14 protein-coding genes are annotated in these 20,848 nt (G+C 35.1%); 5 read left to right on the top strand and 9 right to left on the bottom strand.

Annotated elements, in window-relative coordinates:
- Window positions 1-21: 21 nt before the first annotated feature.
- On the bottom strand, window positions 22-1,296 hold the full coding sequence (locus AC1EUU_RS13475) for a replication-associated recombination protein A (protein WP_480201965.1): 1,275 nt from the start codon (window positions 1,294-1,296) through the stop codon (window positions 22-24).
- Window positions 1,297-1,362: 66 nt separating this feature from the next.
- On the opposite strand from AC1EUU_RS13475, the gene AC1EUU_RS13470 reads away from it, so the two are divergent.
- A complete protein-coding gene (locus AC1EUU_RS13470; RefSeq protein ID WP_480201964.1) occupies window positions 1,363-2,019 on the top strand; it encodes a rhomboid family intramembrane serine protease in 657 nt (218 codons plus the stop codon).
- Window positions 2,020-2,029: 10 nt separating this feature from the next.
- Here AC1EUU_RS13470 and rlmB read toward each other — a convergent pair whose 3' ends face one another.
- The 4 genes from rlmB to AC1EUU_RS13450 form a co-directional block, all read right to left on the bottom strand.
- A complete protein-coding gene (gene rlmB, locus AC1EUU_RS13465) occupies window positions 2,030-2,773 on the bottom strand; it encodes a 23S rRNA (guanosine(2251)-2'-O)-methyltransferase RlmB (protein ID WP_480201963.1) in 744 nt (247 codons plus the stop codon).
- Window positions 2,774-2,849: 76 nt separating this feature from the next.
- On the bottom strand, window positions 2,850-3,392 hold the full coding sequence (locus AC1EUU_RS13460; RefSeq protein WP_480201962.1) for a hypothetical protein: 543 nt from the start codon (window positions 3,390-3,392) through the stop codon (window positions 2,850-2,852).
- A gap of 15 nt (window positions 3,393-3,407) precedes the next feature.
- Window positions 3,408-4,826, bottom strand: coding sequence for a SusD/RagB family nutrient-binding outer membrane lipoprotein (locus AC1EUU_RS13455; RefSeq protein ID WP_480201961.1), 1,419 nt, complete (start codon window positions 4,824-4,826; stop codon window positions 3,408-3,410).
- Between the two features lie 19 nt (window positions 4,827-4,845).
- Entirely contained in the window at window positions 4,846-7,980 is a 3,135-nt protein-coding gene (locus tag AC1EUU_RS13450) for a SusC/RagA family TonB-linked outer membrane protein (RefSeq protein WP_480201960.1), read from the bottom strand.
- 232 nt (window positions 7,981-8,212) lie between these two features.
- Between AC1EUU_RS13450 and AC1EUU_RS13445 the strand changes: the two genes are divergently transcribed.
- Window positions 8,213-9,511 carry an aryl-sulfate sulfotransferase gene (locus tag AC1EUU_RS13445; RefSeq protein WP_480201959.1) on the top strand — a complete coding sequence of 433 codons (1,299 nt, stop codon included), beginning with the start codon at window positions 8,213-8,215 and terminating at the stop codon, window positions 9,509-9,511.
- 424 nt (window positions 9,512-9,935) lie between these two features.
- Here the strand turns inward: AC1EUU_RS13445 and AC1EUU_RS13440 are convergent, their stop codons facing one another.
- From AC1EUU_RS13440 to AC1EUU_RS13425, 4 genes are all read right to left on the bottom strand, one after another.
- Complete coding sequence (locus tag AC1EUU_RS13440; RefSeq protein ID WP_480201958.1) at window positions 9,936-10,820, bottom strand: hypothetical protein; 885 nt, start codon at window positions 10,818-10,820, stop codon at window positions 9,936-9,938.
- Window positions 10,821-10,838: 18 nt separating this feature from the next.
- Window positions 10,839-12,548 carry a SusD/RagB family nutrient-binding outer membrane lipoprotein gene (locus tag AC1EUU_RS13435; protein WP_480201957.1) on the bottom strand — a complete coding sequence of 570 codons (1,710 nt, stop codon included), beginning with the start codon at window positions 12,546-12,548 and terminating at the stop codon, window positions 10,839-10,841.
- Window positions 12,549-12,568: 20 nt separating this feature from the next.
- On the bottom strand, window positions 12,569-15,817 hold the full coding sequence (locus tag AC1EUU_RS13430) for a SusC/RagA family TonB-linked outer membrane protein (RefSeq protein ID WP_480201956.1): 3,249 nt from the start codon (window positions 15,815-15,817) through the stop codon (window positions 12,569-12,571).
- A 152-nt stretch (window positions 15,818-15,969) separates the two neighbouring features.
- Window positions 15,970-17,655: a ShlB/FhaC/HecB family hemolysin secretion/activation protein gene (locus tag AC1EUU_RS13425; protein WP_480201955.1), complete on the bottom strand. Its 1,686-nt coding sequence runs from the start codon at window positions 17,653-17,655 to the stop codon at window positions 15,970-15,972.
- Between the two features lie 170 nt (window positions 17,656-17,825).
- Here AC1EUU_RS13425 and rpsL point away from each other — a divergent pair, with 170 nt between their 5' ends.
- Genes rpsL through fusA form a run of 3 tightly spaced genes read left to right on the top strand, consistent with a single transcriptional unit; the run spans window position 17,826 to window position 20,828 of the window.
- Window positions 17,826-18,200: a 30S ribosomal protein S12 gene (gene rpsL, locus AC1EUU_RS13420; protein ID WP_480201954.1), complete on the top strand. Its 375-nt coding sequence runs from the start codon at window positions 17,826-17,828 to the stop codon at window positions 18,198-18,200.
- Window positions 18,201-18,226: 26 nt separating this feature from the next.
- Complete coding sequence (rpsG, locus tag AC1EUU_RS13415; RefSeq protein WP_480201953.1) at window positions 18,227-18,703, top strand: 30S ribosomal protein S7; 477 nt, start codon at window positions 18,227-18,229, stop codon at window positions 18,701-18,703.
- Window positions 18,704-18,710: 7 nt separating this feature from the next.
- A complete protein-coding gene (gene fusA, locus AC1EUU_RS13410; RefSeq protein WP_480201952.1) occupies window positions 18,711-20,828 on the top strand; it encodes an elongation factor G in 2,118 nt (705 codons plus the stop codon).
- Window positions 20,829-20,848 lie beyond the last annotated feature (20 nt).

Here is a 20,848-nt window from a genome sequence, read left to right as displayed (position 1 = left end):
ATAATCATTTTTATCAAACATCTAATAATCATATCTGTCCTTCCAGCGTTTTTTAAGGAATTCTTTAAATGTGTTTTCTCTAGGGTTTTCACCGGGCTCATATAATTTCGTATTTGAGATTTCTTCTGGTAAGAATTCTTGATTTATGAAATTGTTATCATGATCATGTGCATATTTATAGTCTTTACCGTACCCTATATCTTTCATTAATTTGGTAGGCGCATTTCGTAAGTGTAGTGGTACTGATAAATCTCCTGTTTCTTTCACCAATCCCTGTGCTTTTTTAATAGCGATATAAGAAGAATTACTTTTAGGAGAATTGGCTAAATAAACTGCACATTGACTTAAGATAATTCGAGCTTCCGGATAGCCAATCATTGAAACGGCTTGAAAAGTATTTGTCGCTAAAATCAAAGCAGTTGGATTAGCATTTCCAATATCTTCAGAAGCCAAAATAATCATTCTTCTTGCTATAAACTTAACATCTTCTCCTCCTTCTATCATTCGAGCGAGCCAGTATACGGCAGCATTTGGATCACTACCTCTTACTGATTTGATAAAGGCTGAAATTATATCATAATGTTGTTCTCCAGTTTTATCATAAAGAACTGTATTTTTTTGAACTTTACTTAAAACTAAATCATTCGTAATCTTAATAGGTTCATCTTCTGAATTTACAAGAAGCTCAAAGATGTTTAATAACTTACGAGCGTCACCACCAGATAATTGTAATAGCGCAGCTGTTTCTTTAAGTTCAATATTTTTCTTTGCAATTGTTTCGTCTTTCTCTAAAGCACGATTTAACAATGCTATAAGATCATTTTTATCAAAGGCATTTAGAATATAGACCTGACAACGGGAGAGTAGGGCAGGAATAACTTCAAAGCTGGGATTTTCTGTTGTAGCGCCTATAAGTGTTACCCATCCTTTTTCTACAGCACCTAATAAAGAGTCTTGTTGAGATTTGCTAAAGCGATGAATTTCATCAATGAATAGAATAGGATTTTTTGTTGTAAAGAGTCCTCCACCTTGCTTGGCCTTGTCAATAACATCGCGAACATCTTTCACCCCAGAATTAATAGCACTTAATGTATAAAATGGACGTTCTGACTCATTTGCAATAATATTAGCCAATGTGGTTTTACCTATGCCTGGAGGCCCCCATAAGATTAATGAAGGAATAACTCCGTGTCTGATGTGCTCAGTTAACGCACCTTGTTTTCCAACTAAATGCTGCTGACTAATATATTCATCTAAAGTTTTGGGTCTTATACGTTCTGCTAAAGGAGCTATCATAGAACAAATGTAATGACATTTTGTCTAAACACAGAAATTGGATTCTAATTTGCTATATTTAAATATATGTCATTACAAGAAGAGCAAAAGCAGTTTAAATTTAAACCTATAATGTTGGCTTCGGCATTGTATGGAGTATTGTTTTTGTGGGTTATTTATTGGTATGAAGTAACTTTTGGTCAAAATTTCACTAAATATGGAGTGTATCCACGTACATTGGGAGGATTAAAAGGAATATTTTTCTCTCCTTTTATTCATAGCGGTGTTAAACACCTATTCAATAATTCGGTACCCTTATTTATTCTATTATTATCTCTCTTTTACTTTTATAGAAAAATTGCTCTTAAAATATTGCTTTATGGCGGGTTTTTAACGGGGTTGCTTACCTGGATAATTGCACGAGAAGCATATCACATTGGTGCAAGTGGTATTGTTTACCTTTTGTTTAGTTTTATTCTCTTTAGCGGAATTATTAGAAAGTATAATAGATTAATAGCAGTATCATTAATTGTTATCTTTTTGTATGGTAGTATGATTTGGTACATACTACCGATTAAAGATGGAATTTCATGGGAAGGGCATTTATCAGGATTTTTGGTAGGCTTAGCCTTTGCATTTATCTTTAGAAAATATGGTCCGCAAAAGGCCGAATATGATTGGCAAGATGATGATTATGAAAATGAATTACTTTTGGGCGAAGACGTTTATTCAGAAGAAGAATAACCAATTTTCATTAGATATTATGTCGACGCTGTCTTACAATTTCATATAAACTAACCCCGCAAGCTACAGAAACATTTAAAGAGGCTATTTCTCCTAATAATGGAAGTTTACCTTTATGGTCACTTATTTTAAGAATGGCTGGCGAAATACCTTTGTGTTCAGAGCCCATTATAAGAGCCGTTGGTTTAGTAAAATCAATGTCATAAATACTATCTTCAGTTTTTTCAGAAACTGACACAATTTGTATGCCCTCAGCTTGTAATTGATAAATTGCATCCAATAGGTGATTTACTTTACAGATGGGTAATTTAAATGCCGCACCGGCCGAAGTTTTAATAGCATCCGCATTTAATGGTGCACTGCCTTGCGAAGGAATAATAACTGCATCTACACCAGTGCATTCAGCTGTACGGAGAATAGCACCAAAATTACGTACATCAGTTAGCTGATCGAGCAATAAATATAAAGGCGTATTATTTTTATCATTGGCTATTATTTCTTCTATTGAGGCAAATGAAATATCAGATAATTTCGCAACAACTCCCTGATGGTTTTGGTTTCTTGAAAGCTTGTTTAGTTTCTCAATAGGTACATAGCTAGAAGAAATATTGTTCTTTTTAATTAAGGAGTTTAATTCAGAAAATAGAGAGCCTTGCAGTCCTTTTTGAATATAAATTTTTTCAATAGTCTTATTTGAAGTTATAGCTTCAATAATAGCTCTAATACCGAATATTTTGGTTGGTTGTTCTTGCATGTTGCAAATGTAGTTTAAATATAATGCATAAAAAAACCACCTCATTGAGGTGGTTTTTTTTTAACAAAGAAATAAATTATCTTGTTACAGCTGTATCAACATCTGCGATGTTAACAGTTTGAGATCTTAATAAATCTGTACCAGCTCTACCAACCTGAACCTCACCGTCTGCATTAGATGCACTAGTAAGTGTTACAGTTAAGGTTTTATCACCATCAACTACTCCATCAGTTAGAAGCTCAACAACGATATCCACGTTGTCAATCACGTTAGCTGGATCATCTCCCGGGTCTGGAACAAGTACAACACTACCTCCAGAAGCATTAGCTCCTGCAACTGTAAAATCAGTTCCAAATACAGCAGTACCTCCAAAATCGAAATTAATAGTAACATTTGACTCTGTACCTGTAGGTATTTCAACATTCAAATCTACTGTATCTCCTTCATCAGCATCTACAGCAGGAGTTGTAGTATTAGCCCCATTTGCGTTAAATGCTACATATTCGCCGTCTATTAGTTGAACATTAAGACCTAGGTCATTATCATTAAGTTCAAAATCTTCCGTGCATCCGGTTAATAAGATAACCGAAGCCATTAATATATATGTTAATTTTCTCATTTTAAAATACGTTTTTTAGTTTTCGAACCACATTGGTGTTTGAGTAGGCTGATCAGCCGGCGTATTCGGATTTGCAGCAATCTCATCTGGAGGATATACAAATCTTCTTAGTACAGCTCCGATTGATGAGTTTGGTGGAGGATCTAAAGTAGGAACTTTATTAATTCTCCAAACATTCCAAGCCATTACTGGTTGTAAGAACGTAGCCAAATATTGTTGTTCAAGTACATCATTCATTGAAGGAGCAGCTAAACCATTAACATAAGCATCAATGTCTCCAGTAGAAACTGTATTAATAATACCAGGGATATCTTGTCCCCACCATGTAATAGCATTTCTTACACCATTTCTGTAATTAGTTTCTGCATCACCTGCAGCTGCAAATCCTTCTAAAGCTAATTGTGCTTTATATAGATCTAATTCAGCTGGCATAATTAACATATCTGGTAATGTAGCTCTAATAATATTATTGCTTAATACAGATGTAGATGGATCTGGGAATAAATCATTTCCTGGAGGATCTAGGTCATTTCTTGCTACCCAAAGATCCCAACGAGGATCACCAGATTCACTTAGTAATTCATCAATTGGATCACCAGGGCCAAAAATATCTTGACTTTCATTATCAGGACCAAAGAATGCAGTAATAATTGTTTGCATACCACTTTGTGCTCCAGGTTGACCAGAATAACGTAAAAGAGCTGACTGTGCATTTGTTTCAATCATTGGTTGGCCTAATGCCGCATTGATTTGAGCATCTACACTAGCACCACCACTTTTTAACATCATTAATGTTCGTAATTTTAACGAATTGGCTAACCTTCTCCAGTTATCCATATTACCTCCATAATACATATCACTTGCAGGAGTAATTGCAAAGTTACCAGTAGCTGGTATCGCATCAATTAAGGCAATAGCCTCGTCATACATTCCAACAATACCATTTAATACATCTTGTTGACTATCAAAATTAGGATTTGGAAAATCAGTACCATTTAATGCTTCGCTAAAAGGAACTGCTTCCCAAAGACTTGTTGCTTCATAAAACGTACGAGCCATTAATACAGTGGCAATAGCATTTACATTATTACTAGTTTCACCAGCTGCGGCAGCATCTGCTTTCACTAATGATAAGTTACCTAATACTTGTACATAGAACATTGCCCAAGTGTTACCAGTAAGGAAACTACTTACTGTACCTCTATTAGGACTATTAAATGTATTTGAAATATATTGTGAAACATCACAAATTCTAGTACCTAATTCGGTTACTTTTCTCGATGAGTGTTGCACAAAAACATAAGGCAAGACTGCATTCGGATCGGCTGATGATGCAGCCAATGGATCTGTATTAATGTCTAAGGTCTTATCACAAGACTGTAATGTACCAAACATTATAGCAGATACCAAAATTATAAATTTTAATTTTTTCATCTTTTCTTAATTTTTAAATTTAGAATGTTAGTCTTACATTAAAACCAATACTTCTTGTTGAAGGAACATTTGATCTTTCAATACCAAAACCATCAGCACCAGAACCAAATAAACTTGCTTCAGGGTCAATGTGAGGTACTTTAGAATATAATAATGCTAAGTTTCTTCCTTCAACACCGAAAGTTGCACCTTTAATAAAAGTCTTCTCTAACAATTTAGAAGGTAAAGTGTAAGATAAACCTACCTCTCTTAATTTCACGAAAGTGGCATCATATACCCAAGGAGTTGCAACACTACCTACACCTAATGATTGTGTCCAGTAGTCCTGTGCATTTAATAAAGGCACATTATTTTCAGAAACATTTCCTCCTGCATCAACTAATACACCTTCTGTATCGATGAATGCTCCATCTCTACCATATAAAGTTTCAGTAACCAAACCACCTTGTTGTAAGTTTTCAACAGTAGATGACTTCATTACTCCACCCCATCTTACATCAACGGTGGCGGTTAAGCTAAATCCTTTATAGCTAAAATTATTTACCCAGCCTCCTGTCCAATCTGGAAGTACAGAACCTAAAGTCTCAGCTTGACCAGCTTGAATTCTTCTACCAGTTGTAGGATCAATTACTGGTCTACCAGTTGTTGGCTCTCTTAAGAAGTCAAATCCAAATAATTGGAATTCTTCTCCTGGAACAGCCATAATCTGAACACTATTAAATGCAGAAGCAATTTGGAACTGTTGTAACTCAGGAGTTAACTCAACAACTTCTGATTCTACTTGAGAGAAGTTAATTGCAGTATTCCAAGTAAAATTATCAGTTCTTATTGGAGTTGCATCTAAAGCAACCTCAAAACCTTCCTGATCAACTTGACCAACGTTTAATACTCTAAATCCAAAACCTGTAGTTTCAGGAATTGCAACTTGTAATATCTGATCTTTATTTTGGTTTTTAAAATAAGCAACATCTAAGCCTAACCTTCCTTTAAATAGTTTCATATCTAAACCAAACTCATAAGAAGTTTGCTCTTCAGGAACTAAGTTTGCTGGAGGAATCGTAGGATTCGCTCTATATGCTAAAGCTCCATTGAAAGGGAAGTTAAGATTTAAACCATACTGACCTGTTGCAGTTGTAACCGGTAAGAAGTTGAAATCTAATTGATATGCTCCAGTATCATTACCTACTTGTGCCCAACTTGCTCTAAACTTACCATAAGAAATCCAATCACTGTCAATTCCGAAAGCATCAGTAAATACAAATGCCAAACTCGCAGATGGATAGAAATAAGAATTATTATCTTTTGGTAGCGTTGAAGACCAGTCATTTCTTGCTGTTAACGTTAATGTCGCCCAGTTTTTATAACCAAATTCTGCAGAACCATATAAACCAACTAGCCTAGACTCAGCAAAATCTCTTGTTGCAATTGTTTGAGCTGCATTCGCAGGGCTAAACAATTCAGGAATTAATAAATCGTTTCCTCTAATTCTTTGTCTTCTTACTAATCTAGCATTGTATTGAAAACCACCTAATACATTCAAGGAAATATCATCAGTTAAATCTCTTGTATAAGACGCGATGATATCAGAGGTAATCTCTTGTCTATAAAAATCATCCGAGTCATAATCTCCCAATAATCTTTGAATTGTTCCTTTACTGTTTTCTATAAAACGTTTGTCATCGTTTAAGTCAATTCCAAATCTACCTGTTAGTGCAAATCCTTCAAAAGGCTTAAATGTTACAGAAGCGTTAGCAATTACACGGTCATCATTACGATCGTTTTGATTTTCGTGACGTAACCATAAAGGGTTGTTTTCTAAATTACCCGCATCATCAACAATATGGTTGATTTGATTACCACTTGCATCTATCCATGGATCAAACAAGTTCTGATCTAGTGTACTACTAAATGAGCTTAAACCAATAATGTTAGGGTCATTAGCACCTGTAGCACCAGTACCTTCAGTTTTTGATTTAATATACTGAACACCAAATCTTGTTTCTAACTTATCATTATGTCTAATACCAGCATTGAAACTTGCAGTATATCTGTTCAATTTAGAACCTGGCAATATACCATTTTGATTCAGTGCAGTTAAACTCAATCTGTAATCCATTTTCTCACTTGCATCAGAAACCGCAAAGTTGTTAATGAATGTGTATCCGGTTTCAAAGAAATCTCTCACACCATTATCTTCAACAGCTCTTAAAACACCTGGTTGATTTGTAACAGGCGCATTTGGTACAGTTTGACCAACGATACGCGGCCCCCAGTCAAAACCATCAGAACCTGCGCTATACGTACCATTTGTACCCATTGCATATTCCTGTTGATAGTCAGGTATTCTAAATAAATCATCCATTCTAACGGTAGAGTTGATAGTTACCTGAGTACTACCATTAGGGTTTGATTTTCCTCTTTTTGTAGTAACGATAATAGCACCACCCGCTGCTCTAGATCCATAAAGAGCAGTTGCAGCTGCACCTTTTAATACGTTCATTGACTCTACATCATCAGGGTTAATTACTGCGGCACCGTTTGCAAAGTCTCTGTTACCAGAAATTCTGCTACCACCACCTGCAGTCTGAGAGTTGTTAATAATAATACCATCAACAACCCAAATTGGACTATTTCTACCCGATAAAGAAGAAACACCTCTAATGATTATTTTAGAAGATCCACCTACGTTACCACTCGAGTTGGTAATTTGCACACCAGTAACTTTACCTTGTAAGGCATTTACGATGTTACTTTCTCTAGCTTTTACTAAATCGTCTCCTTTAACAACATCAGTTCCATAACCTAGAGCTCGTGCTTGTCTTTGTATACCTAAAGCAGTTACAACTACTTCATCTAACACATTGTCAGCAACTAAAAGTACATCCATAACATTGCTACTTCCGACTGTTTTCTCTTGAGTAGTCATCCCAACAAAGCTAAATACCAGCACATCGCCAACATTAGCTTTAATCGAATATTTACCATCGAAATCAGTTTCGGTACCATTAGATGTACCTTTAATGATAATACTAGCACCAGGCAAAGGACCGGTTTCGTCTGAAACAGTACCAGTGATAGTCTTTTCTTGTGCAAAAGTGAATTGCACAACAAACGCCAGTAATAGCGTTAAAATTCCACTAAACTTTGTTTTCATTATATGATTATTTGAATTAATTGCGCCAAAAATCATAATAATAAGTTAAAAAAACAAGTTTTTTAAGTTAAAATGTTAATATTAAGTTAAGAAGGTTAATTTGTGTTAAAGCACCTGTATTCAACAATGCGATTGTATTTTTTTAAATGGCCAAGAAGTGTTAAATATAAATTAATTCGTTTTTATTTTTTGTTAAAAGTATATTTTTGCTCCTAAGTTTAATGGAAGATTTATGAATATTTTATTTAGGTTTTTGGGCTATGCCTTAGCCAGCGTTATAATTATATCTTGTTCTAATAGTGACGATACCGATACAAACCCAGTTCCTCCTATATTATGTGGGGCTAAACCCGCTAACATCGATGTTTTAAATTGTGATCTACTTGAAAGTAGCTACGTGTTGGCTGTGAAGAATGGTGGGCTTGGTGCATTTATGTTAAATAAACAAGGAGATAAAGTCCACGAATGGGAATTTGACACTAACCTTGGAAATGATCTTGAGCTATTACCAGATGGAAAGCTAATAGGGATGTTTAAAGTAAATGAACCGGTTTTTTCTTTTGGAGGTTATGGTGGAATTGTGAAAATTTTGAACAAAGATGGCTCTACAAATTGGGAATATGAATATGCATCCGACGATTATTTGGCACATCACGATGTTGAATTATTGCCTAATGGTAATGTGTTGTTTCTAGTTTGGGAGAGGATTACGGCCTCTGAAGCTCAAAAAGTTGGAGTTAATACAACAAATGATATTTTTCCTGAGGCCTTAATCGAGGTTGATCCAGACACGAATGAGATTGTATGGCAATGGCGAAGTTTTGATCATATTGTTCAAGATCAATTCTCTACGTTGCCAACTTTTGGAGATGTGTCTCAAAATCCTCAGCTGATTGATATTAACTATGCCTTAAGAGATAACGGCGATATCATGCATGCTAATGGAATTGATTATGATGCTCAAAAAGATATTATTCATGTTAGCGTTAATTTTTATAGCGAAGTTTGGGTTGTAGATCACAGCACAACTTCTCAGGAAGCTGCTACTAGTGAAGGTGGTAGCTATGGAAAAGGTGGAAACCTATTATATAGATACGGTAATCCTGAAGCATATCAAAATACGGAAGGTCAACGATTATTCTATAATAATCACTTTCCTAATTTATTAGAAGATGGCGAACCAGGAGAAGGAAACGTACTAATTTATGTGAATAGCGGTGATAATGTTGAACAATCTACGGTTTATGAATTAAAGATGCCTGCTAATTTTAATTTACAAGCAAGTACTAACAATGAACCTGAAGTTGTTTGGAGCTTTACCGATGAAGAATTGTTCTATCAAAGAATCTCTGGTGCGGTTCGCTTAAAAAATGGAAATACGTTAATTTGTGAAGGCGATTACGGTTTTTGGGAAGTCACCCAAGATGGAGAAGTGGCCTGGAAATACAATGGTGAAAGCGACGAAACAGATTTTTGGAGGTGCTACGCTTATGAATTAAATTCTTCTGAAGCGCAGAGTTTGGGATTATAGTAATAAGAGCTACTGGCAGAAGAAAAGCCACATATTATTAAAGTGGTATGAGACACGTCGTTTTAAAGAAGGATACTACCCTAAAGGGATTACCATAAGAATAAAACTGTGTTTTGATTCTGTGCATTCTAACTTTTGAAGTTAGCCTAATAAGGGAATTAACTACTCGCTTCTACTGTCTAAGAAGAGTATTCTATTGCCATTATCGTTTAGTTAGCCATAGGGTTAAAAATATTGCTTTTACAATACATTTATTCAAAAATTGATAAAAGGCTTATTTATTGATTTTTGATAACTTACAGTTCCTGCAGTAACAACCGCAGCACGGCCGCAAGAGCAATTACGAAGATTATAATTTTAAATAAAAAAAGGTTTCGTGAAAACGAAACCTTTTTTTATTTAAAATTATAATCTATTTATAGATCTAGTTACAAATATTCAAGATAATTTCTCCTGGAGTAGGACTAGGGCCATCAGCCGCAGCAGTTTCTCCAAATGGGCCAACTATCTCATACTCGTGTTCACCTTCAAAATTTCCTGGCGTGTAAACAAAGCTTAAAGAAGCTGTTCCATCTGGTACATTTACAGTGAACTCAGCTCCACCACCGTCATCTATAGTATAGTCAGTAGCGGTTCCATCTATAGTAACAGTAATAAATGCGCCATCCCATCCATCACCATATGTATCAACTAAATCTAATACATAATCACCAGGGAATGGAGTTACAGGAATACATTTTACAGTTACAGAGTATGCGAATGGAGATTGAAAGAACGATCCACCAGATACAGTACCTCCAACAGAACTTGCTCCGTTAGCTGTGCTAGTAAAAACTCTACCATCTGTCAATTCAACCTCAAGGCGATAGTTAAACTGATCTCCACCATTTACTTGACTTACATTTAATCCATTAGCTGATAAAGCATCGGCTAATACTTGCGATGTAGTAAAAGATGGAAAACCATTATCACTTGTTGTAAGTGAAGAGGCAGGAGCCGTCTGAACTAAAACTTCAGAAGCAGAATTATTTGTTCCGTCATCTGTATTATCTTGGAACGACTGATAAAGTCTGATTTCTGAAACATCATTACCTGCATTTTGATTTTGAGCTTCTACCGATAAATCGAATTTAAAGGTAGCATCATTCACATCAAAAACATTAAATGTATTTGTTGAATTAAGCGTTCTTAACACAGTACCTCTTTCGACCGTATCGAAGAGAATATCAATAGTTTTATCATCAGTGCTACAAGAGAATATAGTAACCCCACTGATAAAAAGTATAAAAACAATTATTATTTTTTTCATGAGTGTAATTTTAATTTATTAATTCGCTTCTGGAGCACTTGGATTTGTATCCCAAAACACTGGTACTGTTTGATCAGGTTTTTGTGAGATACTAGAATTAGTATTTACAGCATTCGCTGGATAAAACATAGATCTAATAAAAGTACCAGGATCTGGTTCTAAACTTGGTTGTAAAGTTCTAGGAAAACCTGTTCTTCTGTAAAAATTGTATGTTTCAACACCATTACCAAAAGAAGAGATAAAGAACTCCTCACCTAAAATATCCCATTTACCATTTGTATCAGCTGCATCAAATCTGTCAGATACATCTTGAATAAAAGCATCAACATCACCAGTTGAAGGCTCAAAAGATTTATCAGCCGCTGCATCTAATGCTGCAAACGATTGTACTTTCGTAATTTGCTTTCTTAATCCTTCTAACATAAAATCTCTCGCATCTGTTGGAGCACCATTAACCATGGCCATCTCAGCTTGCATAAAATCAACCCAAGCAGCTGTAAGTATAGGAGTAATACCTTTACCACCACCACCAGAGCCAACTCCGATTCCTTCGAAAGTGTCATCATCAAACTGACCACCTACAGGATATACACCAAACGTAGTTCTTAAGAAACCATCTGGAGGGGTACCCTCTGCATTACCATGATCTCTTCCCCAGTAACCATCATCTAAAGCACAAAATGTAATTCCAGCGGCAACGTAATGAGCAGGAGCTGATTGTAATGAACAAGTCAATACTTCCTCATCTGGTGGAATACCAGCACTTGGAACAGCATCTGTTTGTCTGTAGAAGTAATAACGAATTCTTGGGTCGTCAGTTACTTGCATAGTTTCCATTAACCAGTTAGACATATAATCTGTACCACCGGCAACAGCATAGTTTAAACCATAACGTGGGTGTCTTGCGTCAGGCGCAGCAGCGCTTGTACCAGACCAGTTAAATTGAAAATCATCTTCTGATTCTTGAATATAGTCACCAGAATCTAATATTGCTTGTATACTTGTCAAAGCAGTTGCATCAACTAATCTGCGGTTATTATATAAACGCATTTTTAATGTATTCGCAGCATTTGTCCATTTATCATAATCATTATCATAATAAGAATCAGATGCTGGGTTGGCAGATGGCGTACTATCAAAGTTTGCTATTGCATTATCTAATAATACTAGTGCTGCATCATAAATTGAAGCACCAGGATCTAATGCTGGGTTCAAATTTTCATCTCCTAAAATTGCTTCCGAATATGGAATATCTCCATAGAAGTCAACCATTACCGTAATAACATAAGCCTCAATAAATTGAGCAATACCAATATGTCTCGTTTGATTCGCAGCTTCTGCTAATGGAGTCATCGCTCTAATATCTGCTAAAATACCTAGGTAAGCATTTGTCCACTCATCATCACTATCACTACCTTGATAGACACTCAAATACTGTCTTCCACCCATGTTCATTAATCTGGTTAATTCAGCACCAAATTGTGATAATCCATCACCGTTGGTATTACCACCAGATTGCCAGTTATCGTTGGCGTCGAAATCTGCGTCACCTTCTAACTGCCTTACGAAATCTTCTTGAATAGAATTTAAGAAGAAGTCAACATCAGCTTGTTCAGGAGTTAGTGAGTTTGGGTTCTGTGTAAGATCTAATTCCGTAGTCTCACATGAAGCAAATACCAAGACAACTCCTAATGCAAGCGCTTTAAAATATTTATTTATATTCTTCATTTTTTTAATAATTTTTTTGATTAAAATGTCGCTTTTACGCTTAGACCATATCTACGAGAACTAGGACCATTGATAAAATCAAAACCAAATCCATTACCAACACCTGTACCAGATGTATTAGGGTCGAAGTTTGCTCCGTCAGGAGTATTGATTGCATCAAACCATAAGTTATATCCTGCAAGAGTTATTGATAAAGAACCAAAAGGAGTTCTATCTAAATGTTTCTTTGGTACTGAATAACCTAAAGAAACTTCTTGTAACCTAATAGTGGTAGCATCATATACTTGTAATTCACTAGGGCCAAATAAAACATTACTAAAGAAATAATCAGAATTGTTAATTTGGATTCTATTAGGATTTCCATTTCCATCAACACCAGGAATGATAAAAGTATCTTCTCTGTTGATTGTTTCAGTAATTAAACCTCTACCAAGTAAAGTAGCTACAGTACTTGAATAAACATCACCTCCTTGCGTATAGTTAATCTGGAAGCCTAAATTGAAGTTTTTATAAGAAATATTATTTCTAAGATTCGTAACGAAGTCTGGGTTCGGATCACCAATAACACCATCGTTCGGATCAGTTACATAGAAACCATCTGCACCAATTACTGCATTACCATTTGCATCTCTTTGAATCTGACTACCGTAAAGCACACCTAAAGGTTCTCCTTTAATAGCAGCATTACCTAAGTTACTAAATCCAGAATACACAACTAAATCAGTGTCTAAACCTAAATCAGTTACTTCAGATTTATAAGTAGTAAAGTTTAAGTTCGTATCCCAGTTAAAGCCGTCATCTTCCTCGCTTTGGAACAATGCTAAACCTAGGTCAATCTCAAGACCTTTATTTTCAATTTCACCAATATTAGTTCTGGTTGAAGAGAATCCAGTAGATGGATCTAATGGTCTATTTATAATTAAGTCTTCCGTAACTCTTAAATAAGCTGAAAGATCTAATGTAATTCTGTTTTTCCAGAAACGACCTTCTATACCAACTTCATATTCAGTTAAAAGCTCAGGTTTTAATGCTGGGTTACCTAATATTGATCCTGTAGTATTAGTTACAATATTTGAACCTGAATCATCTTGAGCATCTTGTGTATCTAAGAATAGTGTATTTGCAATTGGATACCCTAAATCACCAAAGTTTGCAGAAGTACCGTAACCAGCTCTAATTTTAAGATAGTTAACAACATCACCTCTTAAACCTTCAAACACGGCTGTTGGTAAGAATGATAAACTCGCACTAGGATAGAAAACTGATCTATTATCTTTAGAGAAGTTAGATACCCAGTCATTTCTACCAGCAAGTGTTAAGAATAAGAAGTCTCCATAATCAAGCTCGGCTTGACCATATACACCAGCAATGTTTCTTTCAAAGAAAGATTGAATTTCATTTTGGTTTAAGAAGTTAAAGTGTCTTTGAACACCAAATGCTTGCTGCCCGTCACTGGCAACACCGTTTTGATCAAAAACCTCTCTTCTTGTAGTAGCACCTAAGTTAAAGGTCATACCAACTTTATCAGATAAGTCATAATTTCCTGTTAAAGCTAAATTATGATCCCAAATTGTATTTCTATTATTCCATGTTTCATAAAAACCAGAATCTGATCTTACAAAACCTGTAATACCACCTTTGTTTTGAACATTTGTATTGTTTTCATTATATACATCAATACCAGCTCTATATGATAGATTCATGTGATCATTTATCTCATACGCTAAAGCTACATTACCAAAAACACGGTTTGTTTCCTGACTTGATTCAGCGTTATTCAATGTCCATAAAGGATGTTGAATACTGTTATTTTGTCTATAGTAAACACTACCACCTGTAATTGGGTTTTGGAAAGGTAATCCTATTACATCCACACTACGAGGAGTAAACCACAAGTGTCCAAAAATAGAAGAACCAGTACCTGTAGAACCATTACCCTGACTCAATGAAACTGGAGGTGAAACAAAATCAGTTTTTGCAAAGTTTAAGGTACCGTTTACAGTAAACTTGTTAGAAAGCTTAGCTCTACCACCAATACCTAATGTATTTCTATTTACCTTGTTATTTGGTGTAAATCCTTTGTCATCTAAATGGCTATAATTCACGTTATAAGAAATATTACCATCATTAGAAGCTCCTCTAATGTTTAATGATACGCTAGCAGCCCCACCTTTTCTAAAGAAATCTTCTACACTGTCGTAAGGTCTCCACTCATATAGTGCATTTGCGAATTCTGGAAAAGCAGCTGGAATACCAGTTGCTCCTGCAGCTGTAGAATAAGGATGTCTTAAGAAGCCAGGAGTACCAGATAAGGTACCATTAATAGCATCTTGATTACCCCAACCAGATGCGCCTCCTTCACGGAAAGAAGGTCCCCAGTTACTGAAGAACCATCCAAATGCTTGGTCGAAACCATTACCATATTCATTTTGATATTCTGGTAACGATGCTATTTCATTGATAAAGTAAGAAGAATTAACTGTTATCTCAGTTTTCTTTTTAGCATTACCTGCTGCACCAGCTTTGGTTGTAATTAAGATTACACCATTTCTACCTTGTGTACCATAAAGTGTAGAAGCGGCTAAACCTTTTAACACACTCACACTTTCAATACTGTTAGGATCAAGATCTAAAAAACGACTTGAACCATTGTTACCATTTACGAAATCTTGTCGGTCACCTTGACGACCTTGAGAGTTCGTATCTGTACTAAAAGGTACACCATCAACGATAAACAAAGCCTGGTTACTAGAACTAAAAGAACTTTGTCCTCTAATTACGATGTTTGTACCAGATCCGGATAAACCACTTTGTTGTGTGATTTGTACACCGGCAGATTTACCGTTTAATACTCTGGCAACATCACCTTCGGCGCGTTGCTCGAGTTGGTCACTTTTAACCTCGGTAACAGCATAACCAAGAGCTTTTTTCTCTCTTTTAATACCTTGTGCTGTTACTACTACTTCTTCTAATACATTGTCAGCTTGTAATACCACGTTAATTGTATTTGAAGCTCCAACTGTAACTTCCTGAGTAGTCATTCCAACAAAACTAAATACTAGAATATCTCCTGTATTAGCATTGATAGAGTACTTACCATCAAAGTCAGTTTCAGTACCTGAAGTTGTACCTTTTATTAAGATACTTACTCCAGGTAAAGGTCCTGAGTCATCAGTAACAGTACCAGAAATAGTTTTTTCTTGTGCAAAAGACAATTGCACAATTAGCGCTAGGAATAGCGCTAAAATTCCACTAAACTTTGTCTTCATTGTATAATTATTTGAATTAATTGCTCCCAAAAGTCTTAATAAATAGTTAAAAAACAAACTTTTTAACAAAAAAAATAATTTAACAAAATATTAAGAATTTCGAGATAGACTTAAGGTGTAGATGAAAATAGTGTATTTTGGTTGCGTGATTTTTAAAAAGAATTAGTGATTTTTAAATGAAACCTTGAATTGTTAAAATCGAAATCTTGCTTACCAAATTTACCAATTGCATAGCTTAGATCTAAGAATCCAAAACTGGTACTGAACCTGTAGCCAAGGCCTAAACTAAAGATCTGTTCTGATAAATTATTTAGTTGATTTCTTACAAATGCAGCATCAGATATGGTATATAGGTATGAAGAATTGTTTGGGTTATATCGATATTCTAGATTAACCATACTATATAGTGAAGAAAAAATACTTTCTTCGTTAAACCCTCTAATGCTATTGACACCACCAATTCTAAATAATTCATTAGTGAGATAATTATCAGAACTTAATAAAGCCGTTTCACTTTGAATAAATAGATGATTTCTGTTATTCAAACTCCATAAATAATTTGCTAACGCATTAAACTGAAATTGATCTTCCTTAGTGTCTTGAGATCTTCTATTCCCAAATAATATAGAAGCGTTTATATTAAATTTTATTGGATGAAGTGTTGTATTGCTCAAAACTTTATAATCATAGTTTACTCCGTATTTAACTGTGTTAAAACTAGTGACATCAATTACGGGGTTGTCTAATAAGTTGTTCGAGTTTCTCGAATTTAAGATGAGACCAATTTTATTTCTTGAATTTAAACGATAGTTAAACCCAATGTTGAAATTGGTATTAATAAATGTTGAATCTTGTTTGTATATATTCAAATGAAGTTTAGGAGTAACAAGCGAATTAAAAATATATGGTAATTCAATACTAAAATTAAAAAGCTGTCTGTCATTACCATTGTTTTTCCAGTTGAGTTGAATGTTCTCTCCTCCATTTAATACATTATTAAGGTCGAGATCAAGATACCCATTAAAGATTAATTTATTACTGGTTTCATCAGAAGTGAATCCTACGAGTCCGTCAAAGCGATTTGATTTTTCTTTTTCAAGATATAAGTAAAGGTAGGTCGAGTCTTTGGTAAATAGTACTTCAGAAGGTTTTGACTCAGATACAAAAGGTAGCACCTTAAGCTGTTTTGAAATATTTGTAATTTTTTCAACAGAAAAAGTGGTATTGGGTGTAATCTGAAGAAAATGCTTTAGAAAAGTTTTAGGGAAGTTCTTATATCCGTTGACAATTACTTTATTTATGATTCTAGTTTTTGAAGTACTAATATTTAATGTTGCAGCTAAATGATCCCTATAGAATGTTATGTTTTTAAGATTTATAGCTGTAAAGGATTTTCCTTGTTTATCGAAATGCAGCAATAGGTTATTTAATATTTGTGGAACTTTTTCAACGGTTATCTCAAAATATTCATCATTTACCTTTTTTACATATTGAGAAATATCTTTTTTGGTGATCCTGTTTTTGTCATAAAAAATTTTAATGCGCTTTGTGGATTTCCCTAATGAAAAATATGCCGTATAAAGAGAGTCGGTTTTTACAAGCGAATCTAATTTGTTATTGAAAAAGCCAAGCTGTTCAAATTTTAGCTGTAGTGAATCAACTTGAGAAAGAACGCTTTTAATGGTTTGATGTTTTTTTTGAAAGTTTAAATTTTCTAGAACGGAATCTTGAATATTATTTTTTGCGGAAACTTCAAGTGTTAAGCGCTGGGCGCTTAACACTTGAAAACTCCATAAAAAACATACCATATATATATATAGTGTATATAACTGTTTCAAAACAGGGTAAAAATAGCCGAAAAACTGCTTTAAAAAAGGAATAGATGAGCGTTTTTTTCAATGTAAATAAAATTTAGCCTGCAGGTATTTGATTAACAAGAAATTATTTATACATTTGCAGCCTCTAAAAAGAGACTTTATAAAAACGAAAAAAATAATAATTAATTAGTATGCCAACTATATCACAGTTAGTACGTAAGGGAAGAACCCAAATAACTAAGAAGAATAAATCGGCTGCTTTAACATCGTGCCCACAACGAAGAGGTGTATGTACGCGTGTTTACACAACAACTCCGAAGAAACCAAATTCTGCTATGCGTAAGGTAGCTAGGGTTAGGTTAACTAATGGAAATGAGGTGAACGCTTATATCCCTGGAGAAGGTCACAATTTGCAAGAGCACTCGATAGTATTAGTTAGAGGTGGAAGAGTAAAAGACTTACCTGGTGTAAAATATCACATTGTTCGTGGTGCTTTAGACACAGCAGGTGTTGAGGGAAGAACTCAGCGTCGTTCAAAATACGGTGCTAAACGCCCAAAGAAATAAGTTTAATCACTTTAATGTAAAGAGAAATGAGAAAAAGAAGCGCCAAAAAAAGAGTTCTTTTACCAGACCCAAAATTTAATGATCAGTTAGTTACACGTTTTGTGAACAATTTGATGTTAGATGGTAAAAAATCTGTAGCGTTCAAAGTATTCTATGATGCTTTAGAGATTGTAGAAGAAAGAAATCAAGACGAAGAAAAAACTTCATTAGAATTGTGGAAAGATGCCTTGTCTAATGTTATGCCTCATGTAGAAGTGCGTAGCAGAAGAGTAGGTGGAGCTACATTCCAGATTCCTATGCAAATTAGACCAGATCGTAAAGTGTCTATGGCTATTAAATGGTTGATCGGTTATGCGCGTAAGCGTAACGAAAAATCAATGGCTCAAAAATTAGCAGCTGAGATTTTAGCAGCGGCTAAAGAAGAAGGAGCTGCCGTTAAAAAGAGAACAGATGTTCATAAAATGGCAGAAGCGAATAAAGCATTCTCACACTTTAGATTTTAATTAGAAAATGGCAAGAGATTTAAAATATACTAGAAATATAGGTATTGCTGCACATATTGATGCAGGTAAAACTACAACTACTGAGCGTATCCTTTATTATACAGGTGTTTCTCATAAAATTGGTGAAGTACATGACGGTGCTGCGACTATGGATTGGATGGAGCAGGAGCAAGAAAGAGGTATTACAATTACTTCAGCTGCAACTACTTGTACATGGAATTTCCCAACTGAAAATGGAAAACCAACTTCTGATGCAAAAGGATATCACTTTAATATTATTGATACTCCTGGTCACGTAGATTTTACTGTTGAGGTAAATCGTTCATTGCGTGTATTAGACGGATTGGTATTCTTATTTAGTGCTGTTGATGGGGTTGAGCCTCAATCAGAAACTAACTGGAGACTTGCTGATAATTACAAAGTGCCAAGAATGGGCTTTGTAAATAAAATGGATCGTCAAGGGTCTAACTTTTTGGCAGTATGTCAACAGGTAAAAGATATGTTAGGTTCTAATGCAGTGCCTATTGTATTAAATATTGGTGACGAAGCTGATTTTAAAGGAATTGTTGATCTTGTAAAGAATCGCGCAATTGTTTGGCATGATGAAACACAAGGTGCTACATTCGATGTGGTTGATATTCCTGAAGAGTTAAAAGAAGAGGCTCATGAATTAAGAGGTAAGTTAATTGAAGAAGTTGCCGCTTATGATGAGAACTTATTAGAAAAATACATGGAGGATGAAGACTCTATCACAGAAGATGAGATTCATGCTGCGTTGCGTGCTGCCGTAATGGATATGTCTATCATTCCTATGGTATGTGGTTCTGCATTTAAGAATAAAGGTGTACAATTCTTATTAGATGCCGTATGTCGTTATTTACCTTCTCCGTTAGATAAAGAAGCGATTATTGGAACAGATCCAAATTCTGGTGAAGAGATTTCGCGTAAACCAGATGTAAAGGAGCCGTTTTCTGCGTTAGCATTTAAGATTGCTACAGACCCATTCGTAGGTCGTTTAGCATTCTTTAGAGCGTATTCGGGTAGATTAGATGCTGGTTCTTATGTGCTTAATAATAGATCTGGTAAAAAAGAGCGTATTTCTCGTATTTACCAAATGCACTCAAATAAACAAAATGCCATCGAATATATTGAAGCTGGAGATATAGGTGCAGCGGTTGGATTTAAAGATATTAAAACAGGTGATACGTTGTCAGCTGAAAAATCTCCGATTGTTTTGGAGTCTATGGACTTCCCTGATCCGGTAATTGGTATTGCTGTTGAACCTAAAACAAAGGCCGACGTAGATAAGTTAGGTATGGCTTTAGGTAAGTTAGCAGAAGAAGATCCAACATTTACTGTAAAAACTGATGAAGCATCAGGCCAAACTATTATTTCTGGTATGGGTGAGCTTCACTTAGATATTATTGTTGACCGTTTGAGACGTGAGTTTAAAGTTGAAGTAAATCAAGGTCAGCCTCAAGTTGAGTACAAAGAAGCAATTACACAAGCTGCAGATCATAGAGAGACGTATAAGAAACAATCTGGTGGTCGTGGTAAGTTTGCTGATATTGTATTTACGATGGAACCTGCAGAAGAAGGTAAATCTGGTTTAGAATTTATCAATGAAATTAAGGGAGGTAATATTCCTAAAGAATATATTCCTTCTGTAGAAAAAGGTTTCAAAACGGCAATGCAAAATGGTCCTTTGGCAGGATTTGAAATGGATAGCATGAAAGTAACACTTAAAGATGGTTCTTTCCACGCAGTCGATTCAGACTCATTATCATTCGAATTAGCTGCTAAGTTAGGATACAAAGCTGCTGCTAAAGCTGCACGTGCTGTATTAATGGAGCCAATCATGAAATTGGAGGTGTTAACTCCTGAAGAGAATATGGGTGATATCGTTGGTGACTTAAACAGACGTAGAGGTCAAGTTAACGATATGTCAGATAGAGCTGGTTCTAAAGTTGTAAGAGCTGAGGTTCCATTATCAGAAATGTTCGGTTATGTAACTGCATTAAGAACATTGTCTTCTGGTAGAGCAACTTCTACGATGGAATTCTCTCATTATGCAGAGACTCCTAATAACATAGCGGAAGAAGTAATTAAAAACGTTCAAGGATAATTATCTACTAAATAGTTTAA

It is taken from the genome of Maritimimonas sp. 2205BS37-2 (genome assembly GCF_056591755.1).
Note: the sequence above shows the minus strand (reverse complement) of the source record. Positions and strands in the feature narration are given on the sequence as shown.

Coding starts and splice junctions, on each gene's coding strand:
- AC1EUU_RS13450 (WP_480201960.1), bottom strand. CDS start 7,980: ATGAAAACAAAGTTTAGTGGAATTTTAACGCTATTACTGGCGTTTGTT.
- AC1EUU_RS13460 (WP_480201962.1), bottom strand. CDS start 3,392: ATGAGAAAATTAACATATATATTAATGGCTTCGGTTATCTTATTAACC.
- rpsG (WP_480201953.1), top strand. CDS start 18,227: ATGAGAAAAAGAAGCGCCAAAAAAAGAGTTCTTTTACCAGACCCAAAA.
- fusA (WP_480201952.1), top strand. CDS start 18,711: ATGGCAAGAGATTTAAAATATACTAGAAATATAGGTATTGCTGCACAT.
- AC1EUU_RS13435 (WP_480201957.1), bottom strand. CDS start 12,548: ATGAAGAATATAAATAAATATTTTAAAGCGCTTGCATTAGGAGTTGTC.
- AC1EUU_RS13440 (WP_480201958.1), bottom strand. CDS start 10,820: ATGAAAAAAATAATAATTGTTTTTATACTTTTTATCAGTGGGGTTACT.
- rlmB (WP_480201963.1), bottom strand. CDS start 2,773: ATGCAAGAACAACCAACCAAAATATTCGGTATTAGAGCTATTATTGAA.
- AC1EUU_RS13430 (WP_480201956.1), bottom strand. CDS start 15,817: ATGAAGACAAAGTTTAGTGGAATTTTAGCGCTATTCCTAGCGCTAATT.
- AC1EUU_RS13470 (WP_480201964.1), top strand. CDS start 1,363: ATGTCATTACAAGAAGAGCAAAAGCAGTTTAAATTTAAACCTATAATG.
- AC1EUU_RS13455 (WP_480201961.1), bottom strand. CDS start 4,826: ATGAAAAAATTAAAATTTATAATTTTGGTATCTGCTATAATGTTTGGT.
- rpsL (WP_480201954.1), top strand. CDS start 17,826: ATGCCAACTATATCACAGTTAGTACGTAAGGGAAGAACCCAAATAACT.
- AC1EUU_RS13445 (WP_480201959.1), top strand. CDS start 8,213: ATGAATATTTTATTTAGGTTTTTGGGCTATGCCTTAGCCAGCGTTATA.
- AC1EUU_RS13475 (WP_480201965.1), bottom strand. CDS start 1,296: ATGATAGCTCCTTTAGCAGAACGTATAAGACCCAAAACTTTAGATGAA.